24 protein-coding genes are annotated in these 26,119 nt (G+C 67.6%); 13 read left to right on the top strand and 11 right to left on the bottom strand.

Features of this window, described 5'->3' with window-relative positions; translation table 11 throughout:
- The first annotated feature begins 108 nt into the window (after nt 1–108).
- The 3 genes from ACQY46_RS02380 to ACQY46_RS02370 all read left to right on the top strand — a co-directional run bounded on the left by ACQY46_RS02380 (nt 109) and on the right by ACQY46_RS02370 (nt 2,074).
- Nucleotides 109–597, top strand: coding sequence for a flavin reductase family protein (locus ACQY46_RS02380; RefSeq protein ID WP_428698722.1), 489 nt, complete (start codon nt 109–111; stop codon nt 595–597).
- Nucleotides 594–1,079 carry a MarR family winged helix-turn-helix transcriptional regulator gene (locus ACQY46_RS02375; protein ID WP_428698721.1) on the top strand — a complete coding sequence of 162 codons (486 nt, stop codon included), beginning with the start codon at nt 594–596 and terminating at the stop codon, nt 1,077–1,079. The genes ACQY46_RS02380 and ACQY46_RS02375 overlap by 4 nt, the downstream gene beginning before the upstream one ends.
- A 203-nt stretch (nt 1,080–1,282) precedes the next feature.
- A complete protein-coding gene (locus tag ACQY46_RS02370; RefSeq protein ID WP_428698720.1) occupies nt 1,283–2,074 on the top strand; it encodes a class I SAM-dependent methyltransferase in 792 nt (263 codons plus the stop codon).
- A gap of 36 nt (nt 2,075–2,110) precedes the next feature.
- Here ACQY46_RS02370 and metW read toward each other — a convergent pair whose 3' ends face one another.
- Entirely contained in the window at nt 2,111–2,740 is a 630-nt protein-coding gene (gene metW, locus ACQY46_RS02365) for a methionine biosynthesis protein MetW (protein WP_428698719.1), read from the bottom strand.
- The gene (metX, locus tag ACQY46_RS02360) at nt 2,737–3,960 is read right to left on the bottom strand and encodes a homoserine O-acetyltransferase MetX (RefSeq protein WP_428698718.1); all 1,224 of its coding nucleotides are present in this window, start codon (nt 3,958–3,960) and stop codon (nt 2,737–2,739) included. Before metX ends, metW begins: the two co-directional genes overlap by 4 nt.
- A gap of 285 nt (nt 3,961–4,245) precedes the next feature.
- Here metX and hisC point away from each other — a divergent pair, with 285 nt between their 5' ends.
- Together hisC and ACQY46_RS02350 are read left to right on the top strand one after the other, a co-directional pair.
- On the top strand, nt 4,246–5,352 hold the full coding sequence (gene hisC / locus ACQY46_RS02355) for a histidinol-phosphate transaminase (RefSeq protein ID WP_428698717.1): 1,107 nt from the start codon (nt 4,246–4,248) through the stop codon (nt 5,350–5,352).
- Between the two features lie 57 nt (nt 5,353–5,409).
- The gene (locus ACQY46_RS02350) at nt 5,410–6,342 is read left to right on the top strand and encodes a prephenate/arogenate dehydrogenase family protein (protein WP_428698716.1); all 933 of its coding nucleotides are present in this window, start codon (nt 5,410–5,412) and stop codon (nt 6,340–6,342) included.
- Between the two features lie 15 nt (nt 6,343–6,357).
- Here ACQY46_RS02350 and folK read toward each other — a convergent pair whose 3' ends face one another.
- From folK to ACQY46_RS02330, 4 genes are all read right to left on the bottom strand, one after another.
- Nucleotides 6,358–6,861, bottom strand: coding sequence for a 2-amino-4-hydroxy-6-hydroxymethyldihydropteridine diphosphokinase (gene folK, locus ACQY46_RS02345; protein WP_428698715.1), 504 nt, complete (start codon nt 6,859–6,861; stop codon nt 6,358–6,360).
- The gene (folP, locus tag ACQY46_RS02340) at nt 6,858–7,754 is read right to left on the bottom strand and encodes a dihydropteroate synthase (RefSeq protein WP_428698714.1); all 897 of its coding nucleotides are present in this window, start codon (nt 7,752–7,754) and stop codon (nt 6,858–6,860) included. The genes folK and folP overlap by 4 nt, the downstream gene beginning before the upstream one ends.
- Nucleotides 7,755–7,873: 119 nt before the next feature.
- Nucleotides 7,874–9,232, bottom strand: a complete 1,359-nt coding sequence (locus ACQY46_RS02335; RefSeq protein WP_428698713.1) for a multidrug effflux MFS transporter — start codon at nt 9,230–9,232, stop codon at nt 7,874–7,876.
- On the bottom strand, nt 9,229–9,684 hold the full coding sequence (locus ACQY46_RS02330; RefSeq protein ID WP_428698712.1) for a MarR family winged helix-turn-helix transcriptional regulator: 456 nt from the start codon (nt 9,682–9,684) through the stop codon (nt 9,229–9,231). The genes ACQY46_RS02335 and ACQY46_RS02330 overlap by 4 nt, the downstream gene beginning before the upstream one ends.
- Nucleotides 9,685–9,850: 166 nt before the next feature.
- Here ACQY46_RS02330 and typA point away from each other — a divergent pair, with 166 nt between their 5' ends.
- Nucleotides 9,851–11,674 (top strand): translational GTPase TypA, encoded by a 1,824-nt coding sequence (gene typA / locus ACQY46_RS02325; protein ID WP_428698711.1) that lies wholly within the window; start codon nt 9,851–9,853, stop codon nt 11,672–11,674.
- 66 nt (nt 11,675–11,740) lie between these two features.
- Here the strand turns inward: typA and ACQY46_RS02320 are convergent, their stop codons facing one another.
- Together ACQY46_RS02320 and ACQY46_RS02315 are read right to left on the bottom strand one after the other, a co-directional pair.
- The gene (locus ACQY46_RS02320) at nt 11,741–13,162 is read right to left on the bottom strand and encodes an MFS transporter (protein WP_428698710.1); all 1,422 of its coding nucleotides are present in this window, start codon (nt 13,160–13,162) and stop codon (nt 11,741–11,743) included.
- Nucleotides 13,159–17,955 carry an NAD-glutamate dehydrogenase gene (locus ACQY46_RS02315; RefSeq protein WP_428698709.1) on the bottom strand — a complete coding sequence of 1,599 codons (4,797 nt, stop codon included), beginning with the start codon at nt 17,953–17,955 and terminating at the stop codon, nt 13,159–13,161. Before ACQY46_RS02315 ends, ACQY46_RS02320 begins: the two co-directional genes overlap by 4 nt.
- 236 nt (nt 17,956–18,191) lie before the next feature.
- Here ACQY46_RS02315 and ACQY46_RS02310 point away from each other — a divergent pair, with 236 nt between their 5' ends.
- The 4 genes from ACQY46_RS02310 to ACQY46_RS02295 all read left to right on the top strand — a co-directional run bounded on the left by ACQY46_RS02310 (nt 18,192) and on the right by ACQY46_RS02295 (nt 21,602).
- The gene (locus ACQY46_RS02310) at nt 18,192–18,764 is read left to right on the top strand and encodes a peroxidase-related enzyme (protein ID WP_428698708.1); all 573 of its coding nucleotides are present in this window, start codon (nt 18,192–18,194) and stop codon (nt 18,762–18,764) included.
- Between the two features lie 123 nt (nt 18,765–18,887).
- Nucleotides 18,888–19,838, top strand: a complete 951-nt coding sequence (gene argC / locus ACQY46_RS02305; RefSeq protein ID WP_428698707.1) for an N-acetyl-gamma-glutamyl-phosphate reductase — start codon at nt 18,888–18,890, stop codon at nt 19,836–19,838.
- A 33-nt stretch (nt 19,839–19,871) separates the two neighbouring features.
- Nucleotides 19,872–20,477, top strand: coding sequence for a 3-isopropylmalate dehydratase small subunit (leuD, locus tag ACQY46_RS02300; RefSeq protein ID WP_428698706.1), 606 nt, complete (start codon nt 19,872–19,874; stop codon nt 20,475–20,477).
- A gap of 216 nt (nt 20,478–20,693) precedes the next feature.
- Entirely contained in the window at nt 20,694–21,602 is a 909-nt protein-coding gene (locus tag ACQY46_RS02295; protein WP_428698705.1) for a sulfite oxidase heme-binding subunit YedZ, read from the top strand.
- Here the strand turns inward: ACQY46_RS02295 and ACQY46_RS02290 are convergent.
- A complete protein-coding gene (locus tag ACQY46_RS02290; RefSeq protein WP_428698704.1) occupies nt 21,562–22,053 on the bottom strand; it encodes a MarR family winged helix-turn-helix transcriptional regulator in 492 nt (163 codons plus the stop codon). The genes ACQY46_RS02295 and ACQY46_RS02290 overlap by 41 nt on opposite strands.
- Before the next feature lie 245 nt (nt 22,054–22,298).
- Here ACQY46_RS02290 and ACQY46_RS02285 point away from each other — a divergent pair, with 245 nt between their 5' ends.
- Nucleotides 22,299–22,721: an organic hydroperoxide resistance protein gene (locus ACQY46_RS02285; protein WP_428698703.1), complete on the top strand. Its 423-nt coding sequence runs from the start codon at nt 22,299–22,301 to the stop codon at nt 22,719–22,721.
- A 6-nt stretch (nt 22,722–22,727) separates the two neighbouring features.
- On the opposite strand, the gene ACQY46_RS02280 is transcribed toward ACQY46_RS02285, so the two are convergent.
- Both ACQY46_RS02280 and ACQY46_RS02275 read right to left on the bottom strand, forming a co-directional pair.
- Nucleotides 22,728–23,249, bottom strand: coding sequence for a cyclic nucleotide-binding domain-containing protein (locus ACQY46_RS02280; protein ID WP_428698702.1), 522 nt, complete (start codon nt 23,247–23,249; stop codon nt 22,728–22,730).
- A gap of 75 nt (nt 23,250–23,324) precedes the next feature.
- Complete coding sequence (locus ACQY46_RS02275) at nt 23,325–24,008, bottom strand: response regulator transcription factor (protein ID WP_306030808.1); 684 nt, start codon at nt 24,006–24,008, stop codon at nt 23,325–23,327.
- 423 nt (nt 24,009–24,431) lie between these two features.
- On the opposite strand from ACQY46_RS02275, the gene ACQY46_RS02270 reads away from it, so the two are divergent.
- Together ACQY46_RS02270 and ACQY46_RS02265 are read left to right on the top strand one after the other, a co-directional pair.
- On the top strand, nt 24,432–25,007 hold the full coding sequence (locus ACQY46_RS02270) for a L,D-transpeptidase family protein (protein ID WP_428698701.1): 576 nt from the start codon (nt 24,432–24,434) through the stop codon (nt 25,005–25,007).
- Nucleotides 25,008–25,166: 159 nt separating this feature from the next.
- Nucleotides 25,167–26,084, top strand: a complete 918-nt coding sequence (locus ACQY46_RS02265) for a pirin family protein (RefSeq protein ID WP_428698700.1) — start codon at nt 25,167–25,169, stop codon at nt 26,082–26,084.
- Nucleotides 26,085–26,119 lie beyond the last annotated feature (35 nt).

The following is a 26,119-nucleotide window of genomic DNA, read 5'->3' as shown; positions in this document are numbered from 1 at the left end:
GAACTTGGAGGAGCGTAGCAATTTCGTTATTATATGAAAAGGAATATTTTTAGGCATGAACTTGATTGCCGGCATCCGGCCGGAGCCCTAACGCGAGGACGAGCCATGATGAGCGATCACCGCAGCTTCAGGAACGCGCTGGGGCGTTTCGTCACCGGCGTCACCATTGTCACCACGCTGGACGAGGCGGGGCGGCCGGTCGGGCTCACCGCCAATTCCTTCAATTCGGTCTCGCTCGATCCGCCGATGGTGTTGTGGAGCCTTGCGCTGCGCTCGCAGAACCGGCCGGTCTTCGAGACGGCACGGCACTATGCGGTCAACATCCTCGCCTCCGACCAGCATGCGCTGTCCGATCGCTTCGCCCGGCCCGTCGCCGACCGTTTCGCCGGCGTCTCCTGGCGGGCCGGCCACTGCGGCGTGCCGGTTCTCGACGGCGTCACCGCCGTCTTCGAATGCGTCAACGCCACAAGGATGGAAGGGGGCGACCATCTCGTCTTCCTTGGCCGGGTCGAGGCCTTCGACCATTTTGACAAGGAGCCGCTGATCTATCATTCGGGCCGCTACGCGACGCCGGACTACCTGCCCGTGCCGCGATGAGCGGGACGCCGGGAAAGGGGACGCCTGCGGATGCGGGCGCTGCGGGCGAGACACGGTTCGTCGACACCTATCTGCTCTATCTGCTCGCCCGCGCCTCGAGCGTTGCCAGCGCCGAGTTCCACGAGGAGGTCCGCGCCCGCGGCGTTCCCGTCACGGTCTGGCGTATCCTCGCCTCGCTGAAGGGGACACGCGGTCTGACCGTCGGCGATCTGGCCAGGAGTTGCCTTGCCAACCAGCCGGCGATCTCCAAGATGGTCGACAAGCTGGTCATGCGGGGATTGCTGTCGCGCCAGACCGATGGCGACGACCGTCGCCGGGTCTGGGTGCGGTTGACCAGGGCCGGCGAGGGGGAGGTGGACGATCTCATCGACGCCGCCGAGCGGCATCAGGCGCGACTGCTGGACGCGATCGGTCCGGGCGAGGCCGAGGTGCTGAAACGGGCGCTGACGCTCTTGATCGAGCGGGCCGCGCCCGACCCTTGAAACGCGACAAGCATGCGGCAATTTCGATCGAAAATCGGACAATATCGCGCAAATTCTGCGCAAGACTTGTCGCAATTGAGTGACGGCCAGGCGGTCCGGAAACACAGCCGGCATGCGCCTAGCTCGCGTGCCTGTTGCATCTCGTCCCCGCAGCGGGTTCAATTGGCCCGCAGGCCCAGTGGGGGCGGTCGCAGCGGATCTCCATGTATCTCGACGTCCAACACCAGCGCACCTTCTACGACCTGCCTCTCGGCCGCATGCTGCGGGTGCTGGTCGGCGCGCGAATCCGCGCCCGCTGGCCGGAACTGGCCGGGCGCAGGCTGCTCGGCGTCGGTTATGCCGCGCCCTACATGCGTCCCTATCTGGAAGAGGTCGAGCGCTGCGTCGCGGCGATGCCGGCGGCGCAGGGCGTCGTCGCCTGGCCGCGCGGGGGCCGCAATTCGGCGACGCTGGTCGAGGAAACCGACCTGCCGTTCCCCGACCACGTCTTCGACAACGCGCTGATCGTCCACTGCCTTGACCATTGCGGCGATGCGGAGGCGCTTTTGCGCGAGATCTGGCGGGTGCTTGTCCCCGGCGGGCGGATGATCGTGGTGGTGGCGAACCGGCGCGGATTGTGGGCGCGCTCGGAACTGTCCCCCTTCGGCTATGGCCGGCCGTTCTCGCGCGGCCAGATCGAGGGGCTGCTCAGGGCCTGCCAGTTCCGGCTGACGGCGAGCGACGAGGCGCTGTGCCTGCCGCCGACCCGCTCGCGGTTGCTGCTGCGCGGCGCGCCGGCCTGGGAGCGGATCGGTCGCCAGGCGTGGCCGGCCTTTGCCGGGCTTCTGGTCATCGAGGCGGAAAAGCAGGTGTTTCGCGGCGTGCCGGCGGGCGAGAAGCGGCTGATCAAGGCGCTGCGACCGATGTTCGTGCCCGAGGGCGCGGCCCCCGGACTGAACAGAAGCGAACTGAACGGAAGCGAACTGAGCAGGGAAACCCGGACCGGGAGGGGCTGAACCGGCGGGCCGGTCCGGGTCCCGGAACCCCTGTCCTCAGGAGCGTTTCAGCAGGAACAGTGCCTGTTCGCCGATCAGGTTCCACACCCACCATGGCGCGGTGAAGCCGACCGGCTCGCCGCGCGCGTTCAGCGCCATCGAGCGGACCATGCGGGCATCGACCTCGCCGCACATCGAGACGAAGTCGCGGATCGTGCAGAAATGGATGTTCGGCGTGTCGTACCAGGAGTAGGGCAGGTAGTCGGTGACCGGCATGCTGCCCTTGAACATCAGCTGCAAGCGGTTGCGCCAGAAGCCGAAATTCGGGAACGAGACGATCACGTTGGAGCCGATGCGCAGCAGCTCCTGCAAGACCTGGCGCGGGGCATAGGTTGCCTGCAGCGTCTGGCTGAGAATGACGAAATCGAAGGCGTCGTCCGGATAGTCGGAAAGATCGCGGTCGGCATCGCCCTGGACCACGGACAGGCCCCTTGCCACGCAGGCATTGACGCCGGCCTGGGACAGTTCGATGCCGCGCCCGTCCACCTGCTTCTCGCGCACCAGAAGATCCAGCAGTTCGCCGTCGCCGCAGCCGATGTCGAGGACGCGGGCGCGGGGCGTGACGAGATCGGCGACAAGGCGGTGATCGCCGCGCACGGTTCCCGAAGGAGCGGGTTGCAGGTTCATGCAAGGCCTCCCGCCGGCGGCGGGGCGATGCCGCGCGCATGCGCCGCGCCGGTCAGGAAGCCGGTCACGGTGCGGAACATTTCCGGCTCGTCGAGCAGGAAGGCGTCATGGCCGCGATCGCTCTCCACCTCGACGAAGGAGACGTTGGCGGCGGCCGCGTTCAGCGCGCGCACAACCGCCTTGCTCTCGGCCGTGGGGAACAGCCAGTCGGAGGTGAAGGACATCACGCAGAACCGGGTCGGCGAATGCAGGAAGGCCCGGGCGAGCGATCCGCCATAGTCGGCGCCGAGGTCGAAATAGTCCATCGCCCGCGTGACATAGAGATAGGAGTTGGGATCGAAGCGGTCGACGAAGGTCATGCCCTGGTGGCGCAGATAGCTCTCGATCTGGAAATCCGCGTCGAAACCGAAGGTTATGGCGTCGCGGTCCTGCAGGTTGCGCCCGAACTTGCGGTGCAGCGCCGGGTCCGACAGATAGGTGATATGGGCGGCCATGCGCGCCACCGCGAGCCCCTTGGAGGGGCGCACGCCGCGCTCGAAATAGCGCCCGCCGCACCAGTTCGGATCGGCCATCACCGCCTGGCGGCCGACCTCGTGGAAGGCGATGTTCTGCGAGGAATGGCGCGCGGCGGCGGCAATCGGCAGGGCCGAGAACACCCGCTCGGGATAGCTCACCGCCCATTGCAGCACCTGCATGCCGCCCATCGAGCCGCCGACGACGGCGAACAGCGTCTCGATGCCGAGATGGTCGAGGAGCACCGCCTGGGCGCGGACCATGTCGCGGATGGTGACCAGCGGCAGGTCGAGGCCCCAGCGACGGCCGCTCTCGGGGTTGGTCGAGGCCGGTCCGGTGGTGCCGAGACAGCCGCCGAGCACATTGGCGCAGATGACGAAATAGCGATCCGTGTCGACCGGCCTGCCGGGGCCGACCAGCATCGACCACCAGCCGGGCTTGCCGGTCAGCGGATTGGGGGAGGCGACATACTGGTCGCCGGTCAGCGCGTGGCACACAAGCACGGCGTTGCTGCGCTCGGCATTGAGCGTGCCATAGGTCTCGTAGGCGATCTGCCAGGGATCGAGCAGGGTGCCGCAATCGAGTTGCAGGGCCTTGTCGCCACCGAACCGCTCGACCTTGCTGGACGGGGTGTCGGCCTCGTTGGCCGGCGCGGAAAGCGGCTCGCTCGTGCCCGCGGCCGGGTCGACGGTCGTCTCGTTCGTCATGATGCGCCGGGTATCCTCCTGGCCGCGCGGTCCCGTCCCGCCATCGCCCGCGATCGCCGGCCGAGGGCCGGTGTCGGGCTTCGGAGCCAACGAGAGGTAGGAGCCCGTCCGGGCGCCGTCAATGTTTTCTTTTGCCTTCCCATTCCGCTCTGCCTATGAGTAGGCGCGGGTGCGCGACGCGTCTATTGTCCGGGTTTCCGGGCTGCAGCCCGCGCTTGCCGGCCCAGTGGACAATACGTCTTTTCCGGGAATTCGGAGAAGAACATGCAACCAGAGAGTTCATCCATGCTCCAGCCTGCCGAGAGCCGTCCCCTTCCTCGTCCCGGCGTCCTCGACATTGCCCCCTATGTGCCCGGTCGCACCAAGTCGACCGGCGGCGGCAAGCTGCACAAGCTGTCTTCCAACGAGACGCCGCTGGGGGCGAGCCCCCGCGCGATCGAGGCTTACGGCGCGTGCAGCGGGCATCTGGAGCTTTATCCCGACGGCGGCTCGACGGCCCTGCGCGAGGCGATCGCCGACGTCTACGGCCTCAACGCCGAGCGGATGATCTGCGGCAACGGCTCGGACGAGATCCTGGAGCTTGTGGCGCGGGCCTATATCGGGCCGGGCGACGAGGGGCTGTTCACCGAGCACGGTTTCCTCGTCTACAAGATCGCGGTGCTGGCCGCCGGCGGCACGCCGGTGATCGCACCCGAGCGTGACCTGACCACCGATGTCGATGCGCTGCTGGAGCGCGTCACGCCGCGCACCAAGGTGGTCTTCCTCGCCAATCCGAACAATCCGACCGGCACCTACATCTCCTTTGACGAGATCCGCCGGCTGCATGCGGGTCTGCCGCCGCATGTGCTGCTGGTGCTGGACGCGGCCTATGCCGAATACGTGCGGCGCAACGATTACGAGGCGGGGGTGGAACTGGCCGCGACGGCCGAGAACGTGCTGATGACGCGCACCTTCTCCAAGATCTACGGGCTTGCCGCGCTGCGCATCGGCTGGGGCTACGGGCCGGCGCATGTCATCGACGCGCTGAACCGGATCCGCGGGCCGTTCAACGTCTCGGCCGCGGCCCAGGCCGCGGGCATTGCCGCCGTGCGCGACCGCGCCTTCCTGGAAACGGCGGTGGCGCATAACGAGACCTGGCTGCCCTGGGTGACGCGCGAACTCGAGGCGCTGGGCCTGAGCGTGACGCCGAGCGTGGGCAATTTCGTGCTGGTGCATTTCCCGCAAGTGCCGGGCAAGTCGGCCGCCGATGCCGACCTCTATCTGAGCGATCGGGGATGCGTGCTGCGCGCGGTGAACGCCTACGGGCTGCCGGACGCCCTGCGCATGTCGATCGGCTCGGAAGAAGCCAATCGCGAGGTCGTTGCCGTGCTGAAGGAATTCCTCGCGGCCTGATTGCCAGACCTGACGGGCGGCCTCGTGTTGCGCCGCCCGCAACAGCAAGCCTGTTTCATGCCCGAACCGAAGTTTCGTCGTCTCGCCCTGATCGGCATCGGCCTGATCGGCTCCTCCCTCGCCCATGTGGCGCGGCGCAACGGGCTTGTCGGGGAAATCGCCATTTCCTCCCGCTCGGCGCAGACCCTGCGGCGGGCGGAGGAGCTTGGCCTCGGCGACAGCTATCACCTCGATGCAGCCGATGCGGCGAGCGGCGCCGACCTCGTCATTCTCTGCGTTCCGGTGGGAGCCAGCGAGGCGGTGGCGAAATGGATCGCGCCGGTGCTGGCGCCGGGCGCCATCGTCACCGATGTCGGGTCGACCAAGGCCTCGGTCGTGCGCCAGATGGCGCCCCACCTGCCCGCCCACGCGCATTTCATTCCCGGACACCCGATCGCGGGCACGGAGGAATCCGGTCCCGATGCGGGCTTCGCCGAGCTGTTCCAGAACCGCTGGTGCATCCTGACGCCGCAGCCGGACACCGATCCGCAGGCGCTTGACCGGCTGACCGCCTTCTGGACCGCCTGCGGGTCGATGGTCGACACGATGGATGCCGAGCATCACGACCTGGTGCTGGCCATCGTCTCGCACCTGCCGCATATCATCGCCTACAACATCGTCGGCACGGCCGACGACCTGGAGACGGTGACCAAGTCCGAGGTGATCAAGTATTCCGCCTCGGGTTTCCGCGACTTCACCCGGCTTGCGGCCTCCGACCCGACCATGTGGCGGGACGTGTGCCTGCACAACAAGGACGCGATCCTGGAGATGCTGGCCCGGTTTTCCGAGGACCTTGCCGCCCTGCAGCGGGCGGTGCGCTGGGGCGACGGCGAGGCGCTGTTCGAGCTCTTCACCCGCACGCGCGGCATTCGCCGCTCGATCGTCGAGGCGGGGCAGGACACCGACAGCCCGAATTTCGGCCGCGACGCGGCCAAGTCGGGCGCGGACTGAACAGGCGGCGCCCCTTCAGATCTCGCGGATTTCGTCCTGCCCGGGACAGGTGGCCAGCGCCTGGCTTGCCGTGCGCCCGTCGCCGAGCGGTGCGTCCGGCCAGATCTCGGCAAGCGGCACAAGCACGAAGGCGCGCTCGCCCATGCGCGGGTGGGGGATCGTCAGTCCCTCCTCCTCGACGGTCTCCTTGCCATAGACGAGCACGTCGATATCGATGATGCGCGGTCCCCAGCGAATGTCGCGGACGCGGCCGAGCTCGCGTTCCACCACAAGGCAGCGGTCGAGCAAGGCACGGGGCGAAAGCCGTGTCTCGATGACCACGCAGGCATTGCGGTAGTCGTCCTGCGGCACCGGCCCCCAGGGCGGGGTGCGGTAGTCGGACGAGCGGGCGACGACGACGAGGCCGGGCGTCGCCGCGAGCGCGGCCAGCGCGGCGTCGAGATGGGCACGGGTGTCGCCGATGTTCGAGCCGAGGCCGAGGGCAGCGCGCACGAGATCTCCGTTCCCGGTTTCGGTCATCCGACATGCTCGCGCAAGGTGGCATGGGCGATGCGCGCGGCATCGACATGCGGCTGGACATTGTGCACGCGGACCATGGCGGCTCCCTTTACAAATGCGATCGTGTGCAAGGCGAGCGAGCCATACAGCCGGTCGTCCGTGTCGACGTCGAGAACGGCGCCGATCAGCCGCTTGCGCGAGGCGCCGACGAGCAGCGGCAGGCCGTGGCGGGCGAAATGGTCGAGCCGGTTGACGACCATGTAGTTCTGGTCGAGCGTCTTGCCGAAGCCGATGCCCGGGTCGAGCATCTGCCGTTCGGGCGGAATGCCGGCGCGTGCGGCGAGTTCCATCGAGCGTTCGAAGGAGCGGTCGATGTCGGCGAGAATGTCGAGATCCGGATCGGCGCCCTTGCGGTTGTGCATCATGATCACCGCGGCGCCGGCCGCGGCCACCGTGTCGGCCATGGCCGGGTCCTTCTGCAGGCCCCAGACGTCATTGACGATGACGGCGCCGGCCGCGCAGGCCCGCGCGGCGATCTCCGCCTTGTAGGTGTCGATGGAAACAGGGGCGCCAAGGGCGACGAGTTCGCCGATTGCCGGCTCGAGCCGTCGCCATTCCTCGTCGAGCTCCACGGGGACCGCGTCGGGGCGGGTGCTTTCGGCGCCGACGTCGATGACGTCGACGCCATGGGCGATCATCTTGCGGGCGCTGGCGAGCGCGTCCTCGCGGGCCATGAAGCGGCCGCCGTCCGAAAAGGAGTCCGGGGTGACGTTGAGAATGCCCATCACGCGCGGCCGGTCGAGCGGCAGGCCGCCGCCATGCCAGGCAAGATGCGCCGGAGTGCCGGCCGGGCGCGCGCCCGGTTCTCCTTCGGGCCTGTGCGGCCCGGCATCGTTCGTGCTGGATGAAGTCATGCGCTTGCCCCGGCGCTGGAATCCGGCTCCCGTGCTCGATCGGCCCGGGTTGCCCGTATGCCGGGTCTTGCGACGTTCCCGCCGCCGCGTCAAGGCAGAAAGACGACCTTGCGCCGGTCTCAGGCGACGCCGGGGGCCGCCGCCCGGCGGGCGTTGACCCGACCGAGCCAGAGATAGGCGCCGACGCCGGAAAACAGCATCGCCGGCGGAACCAGGACGATGCCGGTGAGCGGATCGCCGATTGCCGCGATCACGAGGCTGCCGAGCAGGCCGGCCCCGAACTGCAGGAAGCCCATCAGCGCGGACGCCGCACCGGCCATCCGGGGGAAGCCCTGAAGCGCGGCGGTCGAGACGGCCGGCAGCGACATGGCAAGGCTGAAGGCGAAGACGCCGACGGGCAGCATGGTGCCGAGGAAGCTCGGCGGGAGCAGGGAGAGCGCGCACAGCATGGCAAGGCCGGCAACGACCATGCCGCCCATGCCGAAGGGGAGCAGGCGCTCGGCGTCCATGCGGCGCATCATCCGCCCGGTGACGATGGTGCCGGAGATGAAGGAGCCGGACTGGATCATCATGCCGAAGCCGAACTGGGTCGCCGTCAGGCCGACCCGGTCGATGAGCACGAAGGGCAGGACGGAGGCGAGCGTATAGATCGTGCCGATGCTCAGGCCCACAAGCAGGCTCGACTGCATGTAGAGCGGACTGGCGAGCAGGGTCGCGTAGTTCCTCAGCAGCGTGCGGGGGCGGAGGTTGGCGCGGTCGATATAGGCGTTCGTCTCCTTCAGGCCGAAGATGGTGGCGGCCGACAGGACAAGTCCGTAGACCAGCATCGCCCAGAAGATTTCGCGCCAGCCGAACAGCTCCAGCGTCACGCCGCCGATGGTGGGGGCGATGGCCGGGCCGATGGCCAGCATCATGGCGATGGTGTTCATGATCCGCGCCGAGGTCTGGCCGGTGAACTGGTCGCGGACGATGGCGCGCGACACGGCGACGCCGACGGAGGCGCCGATGCCCTGGAGGGTGCGCGCGACCAGCATCCACTCGATGGTGGGGGCATAGGTGGCGACGATGGTAGAGGCCAGATAGAGCACCAGGAAGGCGATCGTCACCGGCCGTCGGCCGAACGCGTCGGTGAGCGGGCCGCAGACAAGCTGGGTCAGCGCGAAACCGGCGAAATAGGCGGTCAGTGTCAGCTTCACCATCGATTGCGAGGTGCCGAACACATCCGCCAGGACCGGCATGGCGGGGGTGTAGAGCGCCATGGTGATCGGCCCGATGGCAACGAGTGCGGCGCCAAGGGCGGCGGTGCGCAATTCGGTCATCGGATTGGACGCCGCGGCCGGCGTGCCTCCGGCGGCGAGCGTCATGGCGGGTGCGGAGGCGGGCGAGGAGCTCATGTCGGGGGCGGCGCTCGTTGCGGAGTGCGCCTGAAGCGCGGATGGCTGTGCGGGGGTTGCGGTGCCGGCGGTCGTGTCGGTCATTGTTCGGCCTCCGCCAGGGCGCCCAGATTTGCGCGCATGCGCTCCAGAAGACTGTAGGCGGCCTCCATCTCCGCCCGGCTCATCCCCTGCAGGGCGGCGCGACGGATGGCGATGGCCTCGTCGTGGATGCGTTCGAGAACGGGCTCGGCGGTCGGCGACAGCGCCACCAGCTTGGCCCGCCGGTCGCTCGGGTCCGGCCGGCGCTCGACCAGGCCGGCGGTCTCGAGGCGGTCGAGAAACCCGCAGAGCGTCATGGGTTCGACGCCGAGACGTTCGGCGAGCGCCCCCTGGCGCTGGTCGGGATAGTGCTCGATGAAGGCGAGCGTGCGGGCCTCGGCCGCGGTCAGTCCGGTGTCGGCGGCGGTCAGCGCGCGCTCGAAGCGGCGGCGCAGCAGGCGCGCGATATCGCCGACCAGAAAGCCGAGCGGCCGCGTGGGGAGATCGGTATCCATAAGTCTTCCATATAATATGGTTTCCTTAGTAAATGCGCGCGCCCCGTCCGCATGTCAAGGCTGACCTGCGTTTGCTGCGTTGCAAGAATCGGGTCCGGGGTTTATAGAGGGCGCGAAAATGCGCGGGTCCGAGGGGCCCGCGTTCTCATTTCCGGAGCACTTACACATGGACCTGCGTAATATCGCCATTATTGCCCACGTCGATCATGGCAAGACGACGCTGATCGACGTGCTCCTGAAGCAGTCAGGCTCCTTCCGCGACAACCAGCGCACGGAAGAGCGGATGATGGATTCCAACGACCTGGAGCGCGAGCGCGGCATCACCATTCTCGCCAAGGTCACCTCGCTGAACCACGGCGACACGCGGATCAACATCGTCGACACGCCCGGCCACGCCGATTTCGGCGGCGAGGTGGAGCGTATCCTGCACATGGTCGACGGCGTCGTGCTGCTGGTCGACGCGGCCGAAGGGCCGATGCCGCAGACCAAGTTCGTGCTCGGCAAGGCGCTGAAGCTCGGCCTGCGCCCGATCGTGGCGATCAACAAGATCGACAAGCCCGACCAGCGCGCCGAGGAAGTGCTCGACGAGGTGTTCGACCTGTTCGCGGCGCTCGATGCCAACGAGGAGCAGCTCGACTTCCCGGTTCTCTACGGTTCGGCGAAGCAGGGCTGGATGGCGTCCGACCCGTCGGGTCCGCAGGATTCCATGGACCCGCTGTTCGATCTGGTGCGCGCCCATGTGCGCCCGCCCGAGGCCGAGCCGGGCGCGTTCCGCATGCTGGCGACGACCGTGCAGGCCAATCCGTTCCTCGGCCGCATTCTCACAGGGCGCATCGTTTCGGGCGAAGCGGTGCCGAACATGGCGGTCAAGGCCCTGTCGCGCGACGGCAAGGTGGTCGAGACCGGCCGCATCTCCAAGGTGCTCGCCTTCCGCGGGCTCGAGCGCCAGCCGATCGACAAGGCCGTGGCGGGCGACATCATCTCCGTCGCCGGCCTCTCCGAGGCGACCGTTTCCGACACGATCTGCGCGCCCGAAGTGCCCGACGCCCTGCCGGCCCAGCCGATCGATCCGCCGACCCTGTCGATGACATTCCGCGTCAATGACGGGCCGCTCGCCGGCACGGAAGGCGACAAGGTGCAGTCGCGCGTCATCCGCAAGCGGCTGATGGACGAGGCCGAGGGCAACGTCGCGCTGAAGATCGAGGACAGCGCCGAGGCGGATGCCTTCGTCGTGGCGGGCCGCGGCGAGCTGCAGCTCGCCATCCTGATCGAGAACATGCGCCGCGAGGGTTTCGAGATCTGCGTCGGGCGTCCGCGCGTCGTCTTCCAGACGGGCGAGAACGGCGAGCGGCTGGAGCCGATCGAGGAAGTGATCATCGACGTCGACGAGGAGCATTCCGGCATCGTCGTGCAGAAGCTCTCCGAGCGGAAGGCCGACCTTCTGGAGATGCGCCCGTCGGGCGCCGGCCGCACCCGGCTCGTCTTCCACGCGCCGACGCGCGGGCTCATCGGCTACCAGTCGGAGCTTCTGTCGGACACGCGCGGCACGGCGATCTTCAACCGCCTGTTCCACGCCTATGCGCCCTACAAGGGCGAGATCCCCGGCCGTCACACGGGCGTGCTGATCTCCAATGGCGACGGCGAGGCGGCCGCCTACGCGCTGTTCAACCTGGAAGACCGGGGCCCGATGCTGATCGATCCGGGCGTCAAGGTCTATCGCGGCATGCTGATCGGCGAGCACATGCGCGGCAACGACCTCGAGGTCAACGTCTTGAAAGGCAAGCAGCTCACCAACGTGCGCGCGTCCGGCAAGGACGAGGCGGTGCGCCTGACGACGCCGATCCGGCTGTCGCTGGAGGCCGCGCTGTCCTACATCAATGACGACGAGCTGGTCGAAGTGACGCCGAAGAACATCCGCCTGCGCAAGGCGCTGCTCGATCCGAACGATCGCAAGCGGGCCGAACGCGCCTCGACCAAGCAGAGCGCCTGACGCATTCGGCGCGCTGCCGTATCATCGCTTTCGGACGGGCGGGGGAAACCCCGCCCGTTTCGCGTTTCAGGCGCCGGCCCGGGTGTCGTCGATGCGGGCGAGCAGCAGCAGGCCGGCGCTGAAGAAGACGAGGATCACCGCCATGCCGGCCGCCTGGCTGGCGGTGGCGGCGGTGACGAGGCCGACGGTGAGCGGCGCGAGGAAGCTCGTCACCTTTCCCGAGAGCGCGAAGAGGCCGAAATACTGGGTCAGCCCGCCGGGCGGCGACAGGTGCACCAGCAATGTGCGCGAGGCCGCCTGCAGGGGGCCGGCGGCGGCGCCGAGAAAGCCGCCGAGAACCAGGAACACCTGTTCGGGCAGGGTCGAGAACAGGCCGGCGCCGGGCACGGGCGCCGCCGTCTTGACGACGAAGAACACCGTGTCGCGGTCGACGGAAACGAGGCCGAGACCGCAAAGGATCAGCACCACGAGGGCGCCGGAGATCACCCGCTTCGAACCGATCCGGTCGTCGAGCCGGCCGCCGATAACGGCACCGAGCGTGCCGGTGACGGTGAGCAGGATGCCGAAACTGCCGATCTCGATGGACGACCAGCCGAGCACGCCGCCGGCATAGATGCCGCCGAAGGCGAAGAGCGCGACCAACCCGTCCTTGTAGACCATGTTGGCGATCAGGAAGGTCATCACCTGCCGGTTGGCCCGCGCCTGGCGAAGGGTGGCGGCAAGGTCGTGCAGGCCCTGCCGCACCGCTCCCGACAGCGGGATGGCCCGGCGCGGCACGTCCGGCACGAACAGGAACAGCGGCAGCACGAAGACGAGATACCAGATCGCCGAGAAGGGTCCCGAGGCCCGGTCGCCGGCGCGGGTCGCGGGATCGAGGCCGAAGAGGGGGTCGAGGCCGAGCAGGGTGAGCCCGGTCGTCGGGCTGGCGGCCATCAGGCCGAGCGCGATGACCAGCGAGACAAGCCCGCCGGCATAGCCGAGTGCCCAGCCGTTGCCCGAGAGCCGGCCGAGGCGGGCGCGTGGCACCAGATCCGGCATCATCGCGTTGGTGAAGACGGTGGCGAATTCGACGCCGAGGGTGGCGAGCGCGAAGGCCGCGAGCGCGATGGCGATGCTCCCGGGTTCTCCCGGCACGGCGAACCACAGGGCAAGCGAACCGACGACCAGCGGCAGCGAGAAACCGGCGATCCACGGCTTGCGCGCCCCCGTCCGGTCGGCGATCGCGCCGAGAACGGGAGCCAGCAGGGCAATGGCGAGGCCGGCGGCGGCCGTCGCATAGCCCCACAATGCCTGACCTTCAGCCGGCGTCGCGGCCAGCGCGGAGGCGAAATAGGGGGCGAAGACGAAGGTCGTCACCAGCGTGAAGAAGGGTTGCGCCGCCCAGTCGAAGAACAGCCAGCTTGCGACCGCGCGGCCCCTGACCGGCGCCGGTTGCCCGGCGCCGTCATCCCGTTCGGCCCGCCTTGCGGCGGCTGCCATGTCGTTCATCGCGCGAGTTCGGCGAGCAGGCCGGCCGCGACGGAGAATTTCGACACGGAGAGGTCACCCTCGATGATCTCGCCGGCGGCGCGTGCCGTGCGGCCGACCCGTGTCTCGTTGGCGGCGAGCCAGGCATCGAAGCCGCCGGCGGCCAGCGCCTGCGCGGTGACATCGCGATGGGCTCCGGCCAGCGTCGCCCGGGCGCGGTCGAGCGCCAGTCCGTCGTAATAGTCGGAGATGCGCAGGCCGCGAGCCTTGGCGTCCATCGCGCCAAGCCGGAAATGGCCGGCGACCTTGAAGAACACGTCCGCCACCTCGGCAAGGTCGCGGTCCGTCTGCTCGGCGATCAGGATGATGTCGGGCAGTTCGGCCTCCACCGGCAGCCGGGCGATGCGCGCGGCCAGCGGTTCGGGCACATCCGCCTCGCAAAGGCGGGTGGCCTCGGCCTCGATCTCCGCCTTGAGCGAGGGCTGGACGAGATTGGGCAGCGCCGGGGCAAGCGCGTCGATGCCGGCGCCGAAGCGCGCGATAACGGCCTCCAGGCCTGTCTCGAAGGTGACGTTGCGCAGGAACCAGACGGTCTGTTCGAGCACAAGGTCCTGAACGGCGCGGTAGAGGGCGAGCTGCAACTGGCCGTCGATGCGTGTGTCGAGCGCGTCGATCTCGCCGTTGAGGGCGGTCAGCCCGTAGGCATCGCGCACGGCGGCGAAGGCCTGCGCGATCTGGGCGGGATCGGCGCCGGTCTGATCGGCGATGCGGGTCAGGAAGGTCGGGCCGCCGCGGTTGATCATCGAGTTGGCGAGCATGGTCGAGATGATCTCGCGCCGCAGCCGGTGTCCCTCGATCTCCCCGGCATAGCCTTCCTGCATCTGCACGGGGAAATAGCGGAACAGCTCCCGGGCCAGATAGGCGTCGTCGGGCACGGTGCTGCCGAGCAACCGGTCGAACAGGGTGATCTTGGCATAGGCAAGCAGCACGCCGATCTCGGCGCGGGTGAGGCCGGTGTCCGCCGCCGCCAGTTCGTCGAGCGCCGCCTCGTCGGGCAGTTGCTCGACGCTGCGGTCGAGCAGGCCTTCCTGCTCGAGCTGGCGCATCATGCGGCGCTGATAGCCGAAATCCTCCATGGCACGCGCTTCGGTCAGGCTGATCGCCAGCGTCTGCAGGTAGTTGTTTCGCAGGACGAGAGCTGCGACCTCTTCGGTCATCTCGGCAAGCAGGATGTTGCGGTCGGCGAGCGACAGGCGGTTGCCGCGCACGGCCGCGCCGAGCGCGATCTTGATGTTGACCTCCATGTCGGAGGAGTTGACGCCGGCCGAATTGTCGATGGCGTCCGAATTGCTGCGGCCGCCGCGCCGGCTGAAGGCGATGCGCGCCAGCTGGGTCATGCCCAGGTTGGCGCCCTCGCCGATCACACTGGCGCCAACCTCGGCGGCGGTGACGCGGATCGCGTCATTGGCGCGATCGCCGACATCGGCGTCGCTTTCCGAGGCGGCGCGGATATAGGTGCCGATGCCGCCGAACCACAGCAGGTCGACCTGCATCCTGAGGATGGCGTTCATGACCTCCTGGGGGGTCGCCTTCGCCTTGGCGAGGCCGAGCAGGGTCTGCATCTGCGGGCTCAGCGGGATCGACTTGGACTGGCGCGAGAAGATGCCGCCGCCTTCCGAGATCAGCGCGGTGTTGTAGTCGTTCCAGGACGAGCGGCCGAGATCGAAGACGCGCTTGCGCTCCTCCCAGGTCGTTTCCGGATCCGGATCCGGATCGATGAAGATGTCGCGATGGTCGAAGGCGGCAATGAGACGGATCGCCTTCGACAGCAGCATGCCGTTGCCGAACACGTCGCCGGACATGTCGCCGACGCCGGCGACCGTGAACGGCTCGCTCTGGATGTCGCGGTTCATCTCGCGGAAGTGGCGCTTGACCGCTTCCCAGCCGCCGCGCGCGGTGATGCCCATCTTCTTGTGATCGTAGCCGGCGGAGCCGCCGGAGGCGAAGGCATCGCCGAGCCAGAAGTTGCGGCTTTCGGAAATGCCGTTGGCGGTGTCGGAGAAGGTCGCAGTGCCCTTGTCGGCGGCGACGACCAGATAGGGATCGTCATCGTCGTGGCGCACGACCCGTTCCGGCGGCCAGACATCGTCGCCCGAAAGGTTGTCGGTGACGTCGAGCAGCGAGGAGATGAAGATCTTGTAGGCCTTCGTGCCTTCCGCGAAGATCTCGTCCCGGCTGCCGCCGGCGGGCAGGTGCTTGGGCACGAAGCCGCCCTTGGCGCCGACCGGCACGATGACGGCGTTCTTCACCTGCTGGGCCTTGACCAGGCCCAGCACCTCGGTGCGGAAGTCCTGGGCACGGTCCGACCAGCGCAGCCCGCCACGCGCGACCTTGCCGAAGCGCAGGTGGACGCCCTCGACCCGCGGGCTGTAGACGAAGATCTCGCGGAAGGGGCGCGGCAGCGGCAGCTCTTCCACGCGGTGCGGGTCGAGCTTGAAGGCGAAGGTCTGCTTGGGCAGGCCATGGGCGTCGAGCTGGAAGAAATTGGTCCTCAGCATCGCCGCGATGATGTTGCCGAAGCGGCGCAGGATGCGGTCGTCATCGAGGCTGTCGACATGGTCGAGCGCGTCGGAGATCTCCTGCTCGACACGCGCCGCGCCGAGCGAGCGGTCGGAGCCTTCCAGCGAAGGGTCGAAGCGCAGGTGGAAGAGCTCGACGAGCTTGCCGGCGATGTCGCTGTAGCGGTTGAGCGTCCGCCACATGTAGTCCTCGGAAAAGCGGATCCCGGCCTGGCGCAGGTAGCGCGACAGGGCCCTGAGCATGGCGATGTCGCGCCAGGCAAGGCCGGCGTTGAGCACCAGGGCGTTGTAGCCGTCGGACTCCGCACGACCGCGCCAGATCGCCAGGAACAGGCTCTCCAGCCGGCTCCTCAGATCGTCCGTCAGGTCGATGTCGCTGCTGCCGGCCGGCTCCAGCGACAGTTCGTGCAGATAGGCAAGCGGCCGGTCGGCCGGGGTGATGCGGTAGGTGCGCTCGTTGATCACCCGGAAGCCCATGTTCTCCAGGATCGGGACGCGGGCGGAGAGCGGGATCGGCACCAGGTGATGATAGACCTTGAGAACGACGCGGTTGGGCGCGTCCTGCTGGCGCCTGGAGAAGGTGAGGGCGGTGTCGGCGCTGTCGTCGAGTTTCTCGACGATGCGGATGTCCTCCAGCGCGGTCTCGCCGGCATAGACCTCGCGGTAGCCGGCCTGGAAGGCATCGCCGTAGCGGGTCGCCTGCTCCAGCGCCTTGTTGCCGCCATAGGCGGCGCGCAGCGCCTCGCGCAGGCCGTCGGCCCAGGTGCGCACGATGCCCGTGACGGACTGTTCCAGGTCTTCCTGCGCCGGATCGGGCGTCTCGCCCTGGTCGCGGCCGACGATGAAATGGACGCGGGCGAGCGGTCCTTCCGGATAGGACACGTACCAGGCCGACAGGCGGCCGTCATAGATCCCGGCCAGATAGGCGCCGATCCTCAGGCGCACCTCGGTCGTGTAGCGGTCGCGCGGCACGTAGCAGAGGATCGAGACGAAGCGGTCGAAGCGGTCGCGGCGGGCAAGCACGCGGATGCGCGGACGCTCGTCGAGCTGCAGGATCGCGGTGGAGAAATGGTAGAGGAGGTCCGGATCGATCTGGAACAGCTCGTCGCGCGGATAGCTCTCCAGCACGTTGGTCAGCGCCCGGCCGGAATGGCTCTCGGGATCGTAGCCGGCGCGGGCCAGGACGCTGTCGACCTTGCGCCGCAGGAAGGGAATGCTGCGGGTCGACAGCGTGTAGGCGGTTGCCGTCAGCAGGCCGACGACGCGCAGCTCGCCGGCCAGCTCGCCGTTGTCGTCGAACAGCTTGATGCCGACATAGTCCATGTGAACGCGGCGGTGGACGCGGCTCTTGACGTTGGCCTTGGAGACGATCAGCGGCTCCGGCTTCATCAGGAACTCGCGGATCTCGGGCGTGATCACCACGAATTCCGAGCCGCGGCGCAGCACGCGCACGTCCGGGTCGGCGAGCAGGCCCAGACCCGTGCCCTTGCGGTGCGACAGCTCGCCCTTGGCGACGCCGCCCTCGAAATAATACTCGCGCATGCCGAGCAGGATGAAATTGTCGGCGGCGATCCACTCCAGGAACTGGATCGCCTCGCCGAGCTCGTCGACCGGCACCGGCGGCGGCGTGTTCTTGTAGGTGTTGATGGCGGCGGCGAGGCGGTCGCGCATCGGCTCCCAGTCGCGCACGGCCGAGCCGACATCCTTCATCACCAGCTCGAGCCGCTCGGCCAGCTGCTCGCGCTCGAGGCTGGTGTCGATGCGCGCCACGTGGATGTGGATGAGGCTCTCGCGGCGGATGCCGGCCTCTCGCGCCTTGCTGGTGCCGTGGAAGGCCGTGAGCTTGCCGGCGTCGTCGCGCTCGACGGCCAGGATCGGGTGCAGCACCAGTCGGGCCTCGAAGCCGCTCGCCTGCAGCTCGCCCATCACCGAATCGACCAGGAAGGGCATGTTGTCGTTGACGATCTCGACGACCGTGACGTCATCGGCGCGGCTGCCCTCGCCCGTCGGCTGCGGATTGTAGATGTGGACCCGGTGCGTGCCGAGCGGATGGTTCGCCATCTCCGACCAGGCGGTGCGCGCGATCGCGACGAGGTCCGCCTCCGTGTAGCTGACGATGTCCTCCGCCGCGCCGCGGGCGAACAGGTCGCGCGCGAAGGCGCCGATATCGGGCTCGAGCCCCGCGACCACCGTTTCGATCAGTCGGGCTTTTGCGTGCTCACGTGCTTCGGGCATTGGTCCCCCATCATCCGGGTCTGTCGATACGCGATCGTTCTCAAGCGCATCCGCCCGGTTCCGTTGTTTCCGCCGCGCTTTTTTCCCGCGAACCGTCTCGCGGTCGCCGCCGGTAACACGGCATGCTAGAGCGAGATGGCACGGGATGGAATCATTTCCGAGGCGGGATACACGGTATTCGGGTTGGTCCGTGCGGGAGTGATGCGCGCCGGCAACCCTTAAGGGAGGAGCATGACATGAGCGATACGAAACGGCCGATTGCGCTCGACATCGCGGACGAGACGCCGCTTGGCGATGCCACGCTCGCCTATTTCGACAAGTGCCGGGAAAAGCTCGGCATGGTGCCCAACGTGCTGGCCGCCTATGCCTTCAACGAGGCGAAGCTTTCCGCCTTCACGCAGATGTACAACGACCTGATGCTCGCCGACAGCGGGCTTTCCAAGCTGGAACGCGAGATGATCGCCGTGGCGGTGTCGGCGGTGAACCGCTGCTACTACTGCCTGACCGCCCATGGCGCGGCCGTGCGCCAGATCTCCGGCGATCCCGAGCTTGGCGAGCTGATGGTGATGAACTACCGCGTCGCCGACCTGTCGGACCGCCACCGGGCGATGCTCGACTTCTCGGTCAAGCTGACGGAGGCACCGCACGAGATCGTCGAGACAGACCGCCAGGGGCTGCGCGATGCCGGGTTCTCGGAGCGGGACATCTGGGACATCGCCTCGGTCGCCGCCTTCTTCAACATGTCGAACCGGGTGGCGGCGGCAACCGACATGCGCCCCAATCCCGAATATCACGCGATGGCGCGCTGAGCGGGGCACGGACCGGCGCCCGCCGCCCCTCCCGAGGGGCATGACAAGAGGGCCTGACGTGGTGTAGAAAGCCCCCCTTGCCGGGGGATTTCCCCGGCTGCCATCCTATCTGGAGTTGGAGCCATGGTCGCGAAAGTGTTCATCGACGGCGAAGCCGGCACGACGGGTCTGCAGATCCGCGAGCGCCTCGCCCGTCGCCGCGACATCGAACTCCTGTCGATCGCGCCCGAGCGGCGCAAGGATCTTGGCGCGCGCGCCGAGCTGCTCAACAGCGCCGATGTCGCCATCCTGTGCCTGCCGGACGATGCGGCGCGCGAGAGCGTGGCGCTGATCGAGAACGGCACGACACGCGTGATCGACGCTTCCACCGCGCATCGGGTCGCCGAGGGCTGGGACTACGGCTTTGCCGAGATGACGGCCGGGCAGGGCGCGGCGATCGCCGCCTCGAAGCGCGTCGCCAATCCGGGCTGCTATCCGCAAGGGGTGATCGCATCGTTGCGTCCGCTGATCGATGCCGGCCTGCTGCCGGCGGATCATCCGGTGAGCGTGAACGCCATTTCCGGCTATTCCGGCGGCGGCCGGCAGATGATCGAGACCTACGAGGCGGCTGGCGCGCAAAAGCCGGCCTTCCTGCCCTATGCGCTGAGCCTCAACCACAAGCACCTGCCCGAGATGACCCGCTATGCGGGACTTGCCTCGACGCCGGTGTTTGTGCCGGCGGTGGGCAATTTCGCGCAAGGCATGGTGACGGCGGTGCCGCTCAGGCTCGAGGGCTTGGCACGGGTTCCGACCGGCGCCGAGATCCATGCGGTTCTCGATGAGCACTTCCGCTCGCTCGCTCGCTCCTTCGTCGATGTCGCGCCGCTGTCGGGCGCCGACAAGGCGCCGGATCTCGATCCGGAGACGTTCAACGGCAGCAACCACATGCGCCTGCATGTGTTCGGCAGCGACGCGCGTGCCCAGGTCGTGCTGATGGCCGTCTACGACAATCTCGGCAAGGGCGCCTCGGGCGCCGCCGTGCAGAACCTCAACCTGATGATCGGCGTCGATGCTGCCACCAGCCTCGCCGCCTGATCGCGCCCGTTTTCGCAGGAGACCGAAGAGACAATGGAAAAGTTCGACAAGCTGACGGGTGTCGCCGCACCGCTGCCGATCATCAATATCGACACGGACATGATCATCCCGAAGCAGTTCCTGAAGACGATCAAGCGCACGGGCCTCGGCTCGGCCCTGTTCCACGAGATGCGCACCAATGACGACGGGTCGGAGAACCCGGATTTCGTGCTCAACCAGCCGGCCTACAAGGGCGCCAGCATTCTTGTTGCCGGCGACAATTTCGGCTGCGGCTCGAGCCGCGAGCACGCGCCCTGGGCGCTGCTCGATTTCGGCATCCGCTGCGTGATCGCCACGAGCTTCGCCGACATCTTCTACAACAACTGCTTCAAGAACGGCATCCTGCCGATCGTCGTTTCCGAGGACGACCTGGAGAAGCTGATGGACGACGCGCGGCGCGGCGCCAACGCGACGCTGACGGTCGATCTCGAGACCCAGGAGATCCGCGGCCCCGACGGCGGCACGATCACCTTCGACGTCGATCCGTTCCGCAAGCACTGCCTGATCAACGGCCTCGACGATATCGGCCTGACCATGGAAAAGGCGCCGTCGATCGACCGTTTCGAGAAGGTCACGGCGGAAAGCCGTCCCTGGGCGTAACACCCTCGCACAAGAAACGAAGGTCGGCGGTTTCGCCGGCCTTTTCTTTTGCGGCCGTGCGCGATTTCCTCAGCCGTCCCGGGTGCCAAGCGGGAGGGCGCAAGCCCCGCGCACATTCGCTTCACCAAGGCTTGAACAGGCGTGCCGCGACCTGCGGCTTGCAAAAGACTATCTGTCCGGTGACAGGCGCCCGCCACATGAGCGGACGAGACGCGAATGGACAGGCAGATGCAGGCATCCGGATTTCAGGTGAGAGAATACAGGGCCTATATCCCCTGGCGGGAGCGCAACGGCCGGTTCTCGCCGCTCGGGCTGGCGGTCTTCGTCGTCGTTCTGGCCCCCGGCCTCTGGCTTGGCGGCGGGCTGTTTGCCGACGCGCTCGGAGCAAAGCCCGTGACGGTGCTCTTGCACGAGAGCGGTACCTGGGCGATCCGTTTCCTGTTCCTGTCGCTGGTGGTGACGCCGCTTCGCCGGATCGCGGACTGGAACCGCCTGATCGGCATCCGCAGGATGCTCGGCCTCGCGGCGGCGGCCTATGCTGTCCTGCATTTCGGGCTCTACACCGTCGACCAGGCGTTCGACCTTGCCAAAGTGGCAAGCGAGATCGCGCTGCGCGTCTACCTGACCATCGGTTTCGTGGCGCTCCTGGGGCTTGTCGCCCTCGGCGTCACCTCGACCGACGGGGCCATCCGAACGATGGGGCGGAACTGGCACCGGCTGCATGCGCTCACCTACGGCCTGGCGTTTCTCGCCACCGTGCATTTCTTCCTGCAATCGAAGGCGGATGTCACCGAGGCAACGCTGATGGCGGGGTTCTATGTGGCGCTGATGAGCTGCAGGGTCGCGCGGAAACGGGGTTTCAGCCTCTCCTCGCCGGTCGTTCTCGCCGCGATCGCGGTTCTGGCGGGCCTCGCCACGGCGGGGATCGAGTATCTCTGGTACGCGCTGGCGACGGGCATTCCGGCGGAGCGGGTGCTGGCCGCCAATCTCGACTTCCGCTTTTCCATCCGTCCCGCCTGGTGGGTGCTTGGCTGCGGGCTCGCGCTTGCCGCGGTGCCGCTCGCGCGGCGTTTGCCCGGGCAGATCAGACGGGCTCTTCCCCGCTCGTCGTCAGCACGGACCTGAGCGCCTCAAGGTCTGCCTTGAACCGGTCGAGATCGACGCCGGAGCCACCGCAGGCGGCGAAAATGGCCGCCGGGATGCCGGCCGCCTCCTGGCGCAGGGCAAGGCCTGAAGGCGTCAGTTCGACCAGCACCCGGCGCTCGTCGCGCGGATCGCGCGCGCGGCGGACACGGCCGGCCTGTTCGAGGCGCTTGAGCAGCGGCGTCAGGGTGCCGCTGTCGAGAAGCAGTGCCTCGCCGAGATCTCCGACCGAGAGGCGGTCGCGCTCCCACAGGACCAGCATCGCCAGATATTGCGTGTAAGTGAGGCCGAGCGGCGCCAGCACCTTCTGGTAGACGCGGCCGAGGGCCAGCGTCGTCGAATGCAGTGCGAAGCAGAGCTGGCGCGACAGCAGCAGCTCCTGCGTGTCGTGCGGGGCGGTTGCCGCCGGTTCCGGTGTCTCGATGTCGTTCATTGGCGTACCGTTTCTTCCGCGGCCCTTCCTGCGGCCTTCTGGCGACCCTTGTGGCGGCGCTCCGCCGCGCGGCTGCCGGGGGCGAAGACTGCTTTGCGGCAGCGGCCGTTCGTGTCAAGGATTATCGCTCATAAATATATTGCATGCAATTAAATTGTACACTATGTAATTGACGGCGGCCCGGAGCCGCCTGCATCGATCAGCAGGATCCCGCAAGGGGGTCCCACGCGAGAAAGGAAAACGTGATGGCCATTCTCTACACCGCACACGGATCGGCAACCGGTGGACGCACCGGCGACGCGAAGTCCGACGACGGCCGGCTCGCCGTGACCCTGTCGACGCCCAAGGAGCTCGGCGGCGACGGCGGCCAGGGCACCAATCCCGAGCAGCTTTTCGCCGCCGGCTATTCGGCCTGTTTCCTGGGAGCGATGAAGTTCGTCGCCGGCCAGCAGAAGCTGAAGCTGTCGGAGGAGACAAGGGTCGCCGCCGATGTGGGCATCGGCCCGCGTGACGACGGTACGGGTTTCGGGATCGCGGTGACGCTCAACATCACAGTTCCGGGGCTGGACAAGGCCGAGGCGCAGGCCCTGGTCGACAAGGCCCATGTCGTGTGCCCCTACTCGCATGCGACGCGGGGCAATATTCCGGTGACGCTGAACCTCGCCTGAGGCGGCTCAGTTGCCCTCGTCGCCGATGCCGCCGGCGCGGCGGCGGTCCTCGCGAAAGGCCTGGTGCTCGCGCTCGATCTGCTCGAGCACCGTGCCCACCCGGGCAAGCGCCCCGGCGGTCGCCCGGAAATGCGCGGCACGCGCCTCGAACAGGCGCCGGGCGATGTCGGGGAATTCCTGCAGCATGCGCTTGAACAGGGCCCGGCGGATGCGGATCACTTCCGTCGGACCGACAGCCACCGCGCGGGCCGGCCGGCGCGTCTCCACCAGCAGTGCCGTCTCGCCGATCAGGCTGCCGGGTCCGTAGGTGCCAAGGTCCGCGCGCTCCTCGCCGTCGCCCTCGAGCGCGACCGAGCCGGAGGCGATCACCAGCCCGGCGTCGGCGCGTTCGCCGGCGATGAACAGCACCTCTCCGTCGCGATAGGAGACGTTCTCCGCGGAGAAGGCGAGCAGACGCATCTGCTCGTCCGGGAATTCGGAGAGCAGCGGCACCTGTCGCAGGAGATCCATGTCCCGGGCAAGACTCATGCCTTGAGCATTACGCCGAAGCCGCCGATTTGCACAAGTCCCGAAACAGCCTCCGGTCCCCGGCGGGTGCGCTGGTCAGGGGACAAGCTTGTAGCCGCCGGCCTCCGTCACCAGCAATTCGGCGTTGGACGGGTCGCGCTCCACCTTTTGCCGCAGGCGGTAGATATGGGTTTCGAGCGTGTGCGTCGTGACCCCGGAATTGTAGCCCCAGACCTTGGTCAGCAGCACGTCGCGGGTGACCGGCTTCTCGCCCGCGCGGTAGAGAAACTTGAGGATCGAGGTTTCCTTCTCGGTCAGGCGGATCTTGCCGCCCTTGTCGTCGGTCATCAGCTTCTGTGCCGGACGGAAGGAGAACCGGCCGATCGTGAAGACTGCATCCTCGCTCTGCTCGTGGCTGCGCAGATGGGCGCGCAAGCGGGCGAGCAGCACCGCGAACTTGAACGGCTTGGCGACATAATCGTTGGCGCCGGCCTCCAGGCCGAGGATCGTGTCGCTGTCGGTGTCGTGTCCGGTCAGCATGATGATCGGCGCCTTGAAGCCTTTCTTGCGCAGCAGCTTGACGGCCTCGCGCCCGTCGATGTCGGGCAGGCCGACATCCATCAGCAACAGGTCGACATGGCCGCCTTCGGCCGCCTGGATGCCGCTTGCCGCGGTCGCCGCCTGTTGGGTCTCGAACTCGTCATAGAGCGAAAGCTGCTCCACCAGGGCCTCCCGCAGATCGTCGTCATCGTCCACGATCAGGATCTTGCGTGCGCTCATGGCCGGGTCCTTTCCTCTACACTGCTTCGGAATCAAAGCGATTTTCCTCACTTAAGCAAGCGGACACGATTGCGCGAGCACGGATTGACGAGTTCACGTCAATCCGACAACACATCTGCTCACGCGCACTTGATGCGCCGGTGATGGAGAGCCCAAGGGTCAGGACCCATTAAATTGACGAAGATGGCGTTCGATATGACAAGAGATGCCAGGAAAAGCTCGAAGAGCGGGGTTGGTGCCCCGGTCGAGAGCTGTGACGCGTCAGATCGCCGTCAGATCGAACGTCCTTCGGATCGGGCGAATTTGCACGGGCGTCAGCGTCGCAAGGCCTTGAAAGGCTTCAGCCTTCCCGCGGCCTTGCTCCTTGCCTCCGCACAAATTCGTTCCGACCATGTCCGCCAATTTAATGGGGCCAGACCCTAGATGTCCGTTGAACTTTTCGCCCCCCGTCTTGCCGCTCTGTCGGGTCAGGGCCGCGAAAGGGCACCGGAACTGGAAGTCGGGGCCCTTTCCGCGCGCCGCACCTCCGGCTGGCTGCGCTCCGGGGAGCTCACGTTTGCGTGCGCGCTCGGGCGCGGCGGAATCTCGCACGCCAAGCGCGAAGGCGACGGCGCGACGCCGGCGGGAACGTTTCGCCTGCTGCATGTCTATTACCGCCCCGACCGGGGCGTGCGTCCGCGCACCGCCCTGCCGGTTTCGTCGCTGCCGCGCGCCGCAGGCTGGTGCGACGATCCCGGCCATGCACGCTACAACCGCATGGTGCCGCTGCCCTTCGATGCCTCGCACGAGGTGCTGTGGCGGGACGATCCTCTTTATGACATCGTCGTGGTGCTCGACTGCAACCTGTTTCCGGCGGTCAAAGGCAAGGGCAGCGCCATCTTCTTTCACCTGGCGCGCCCCGGCTACACGCCGACGGAGGGCTGCGTGGCGCTGGCGCGCCGCGACATGGAGAGCGTGCTGGCCCGCTGCTGCCCGGGAAGCGCGATGCGGATCGGTTGAGCCGAACTGTTCGACCAACGGAAACCCGCGATCCGATTGTTCATCCCTGGCTGAACACTGCGTCCAGTGTGCGGTGTCTGGTCCGCCGTGCGAACACACCTATCTTGGGAGCAGGATGTTCAAGGAAGCTCGCGTGATGCGCGAGAGAAAGGCAGACAGATGTCCGTCAGACCCGTCACCCATCTCGAAACCGCCAAGCCGACACTGGAAGGCGCCGGCGTGCATTTGCACCGCGCCTTCGGTTTCGGCGACCCGACTGCGCTCGACCCGTTCCTGCTGTTCGACGATTTCCGCAACGAGCGGCCCGAGGACTATGAGGCCGGCTTTCCCTGGCACCCGCATCGCGGCATCGAGACGATCACCTATGTGCTCGCCGGCACCGTCGATCACGGCGACAGCCTGGGCAACCGGGGCTCGCTTGGCGCCGGCGACATCCAATGGATGACGGCCGGCAGCGGCATCATGCACCAGGAGATGCCGCAGGGCGATGCTGCGGGCCGCATGCACGGCTTCCAGCTCTGGGCCAACCTGCCTTCGGCGCTGAAGATGACCAGTCCGCGCTACCAGGACGTGCCCTCGGCCGAAATCCCGGAGATCACCGACGATGACGGCACCCATGTGCGGGTCGTGTGCGGCGAGTTCTGGGGCAGGCGCGGCCCGGTCGACGGGATCGCCGCCGACCCGAGCTATCTCGACATCTTCGTGCCGGCCGGGCGCACGAAGCGCTTCAAGGTCGACACCTACCGCAAGGCCTTCGCCTATATCTTCGAGGGATCGGGAACGTTCCGCGATGCCTCGCGGCCCTCCGGTGTGCTGCTGGAGAAGGAGGTCGACGGCGAGGAGGTGCATGTCCGTGACGAGAGCGGCGACCGGACGCTGGTGCGTTTCGGGACGGGCGACGAGGTGACGGTGACCGCCGGGCCGCTCGGCATCCGCTTCCTGCTGATCTCCGGCGCGCCGATCCGCGAACCCGTCGCCTGGCACGGACCGATCGTGATGAACACCCGGCAGGAGCTGGTCCAGGCGGTGAGCGAGCTGCAGAACGGCACGTTCATTCGCGAGGGCGCCGCCCGCTGAGGCATCCTGGGGCGGTTCCGTCCGCTCCCTGCTAA

It is taken from the genome of Stappia sp., assembly GCF_965276915.1.
In the GTDB taxonomy this organism is placed as follows: Bacteria; Pseudomonadota; Alphaproteobacteria; order Rhizobiales; family Stappiaceae; genus Stappia.
The sequence above is the reverse complement of the archived record's forward strand: the minus strand, read 5'-3'. Positions and strand labels throughout refer to the sequence as shown.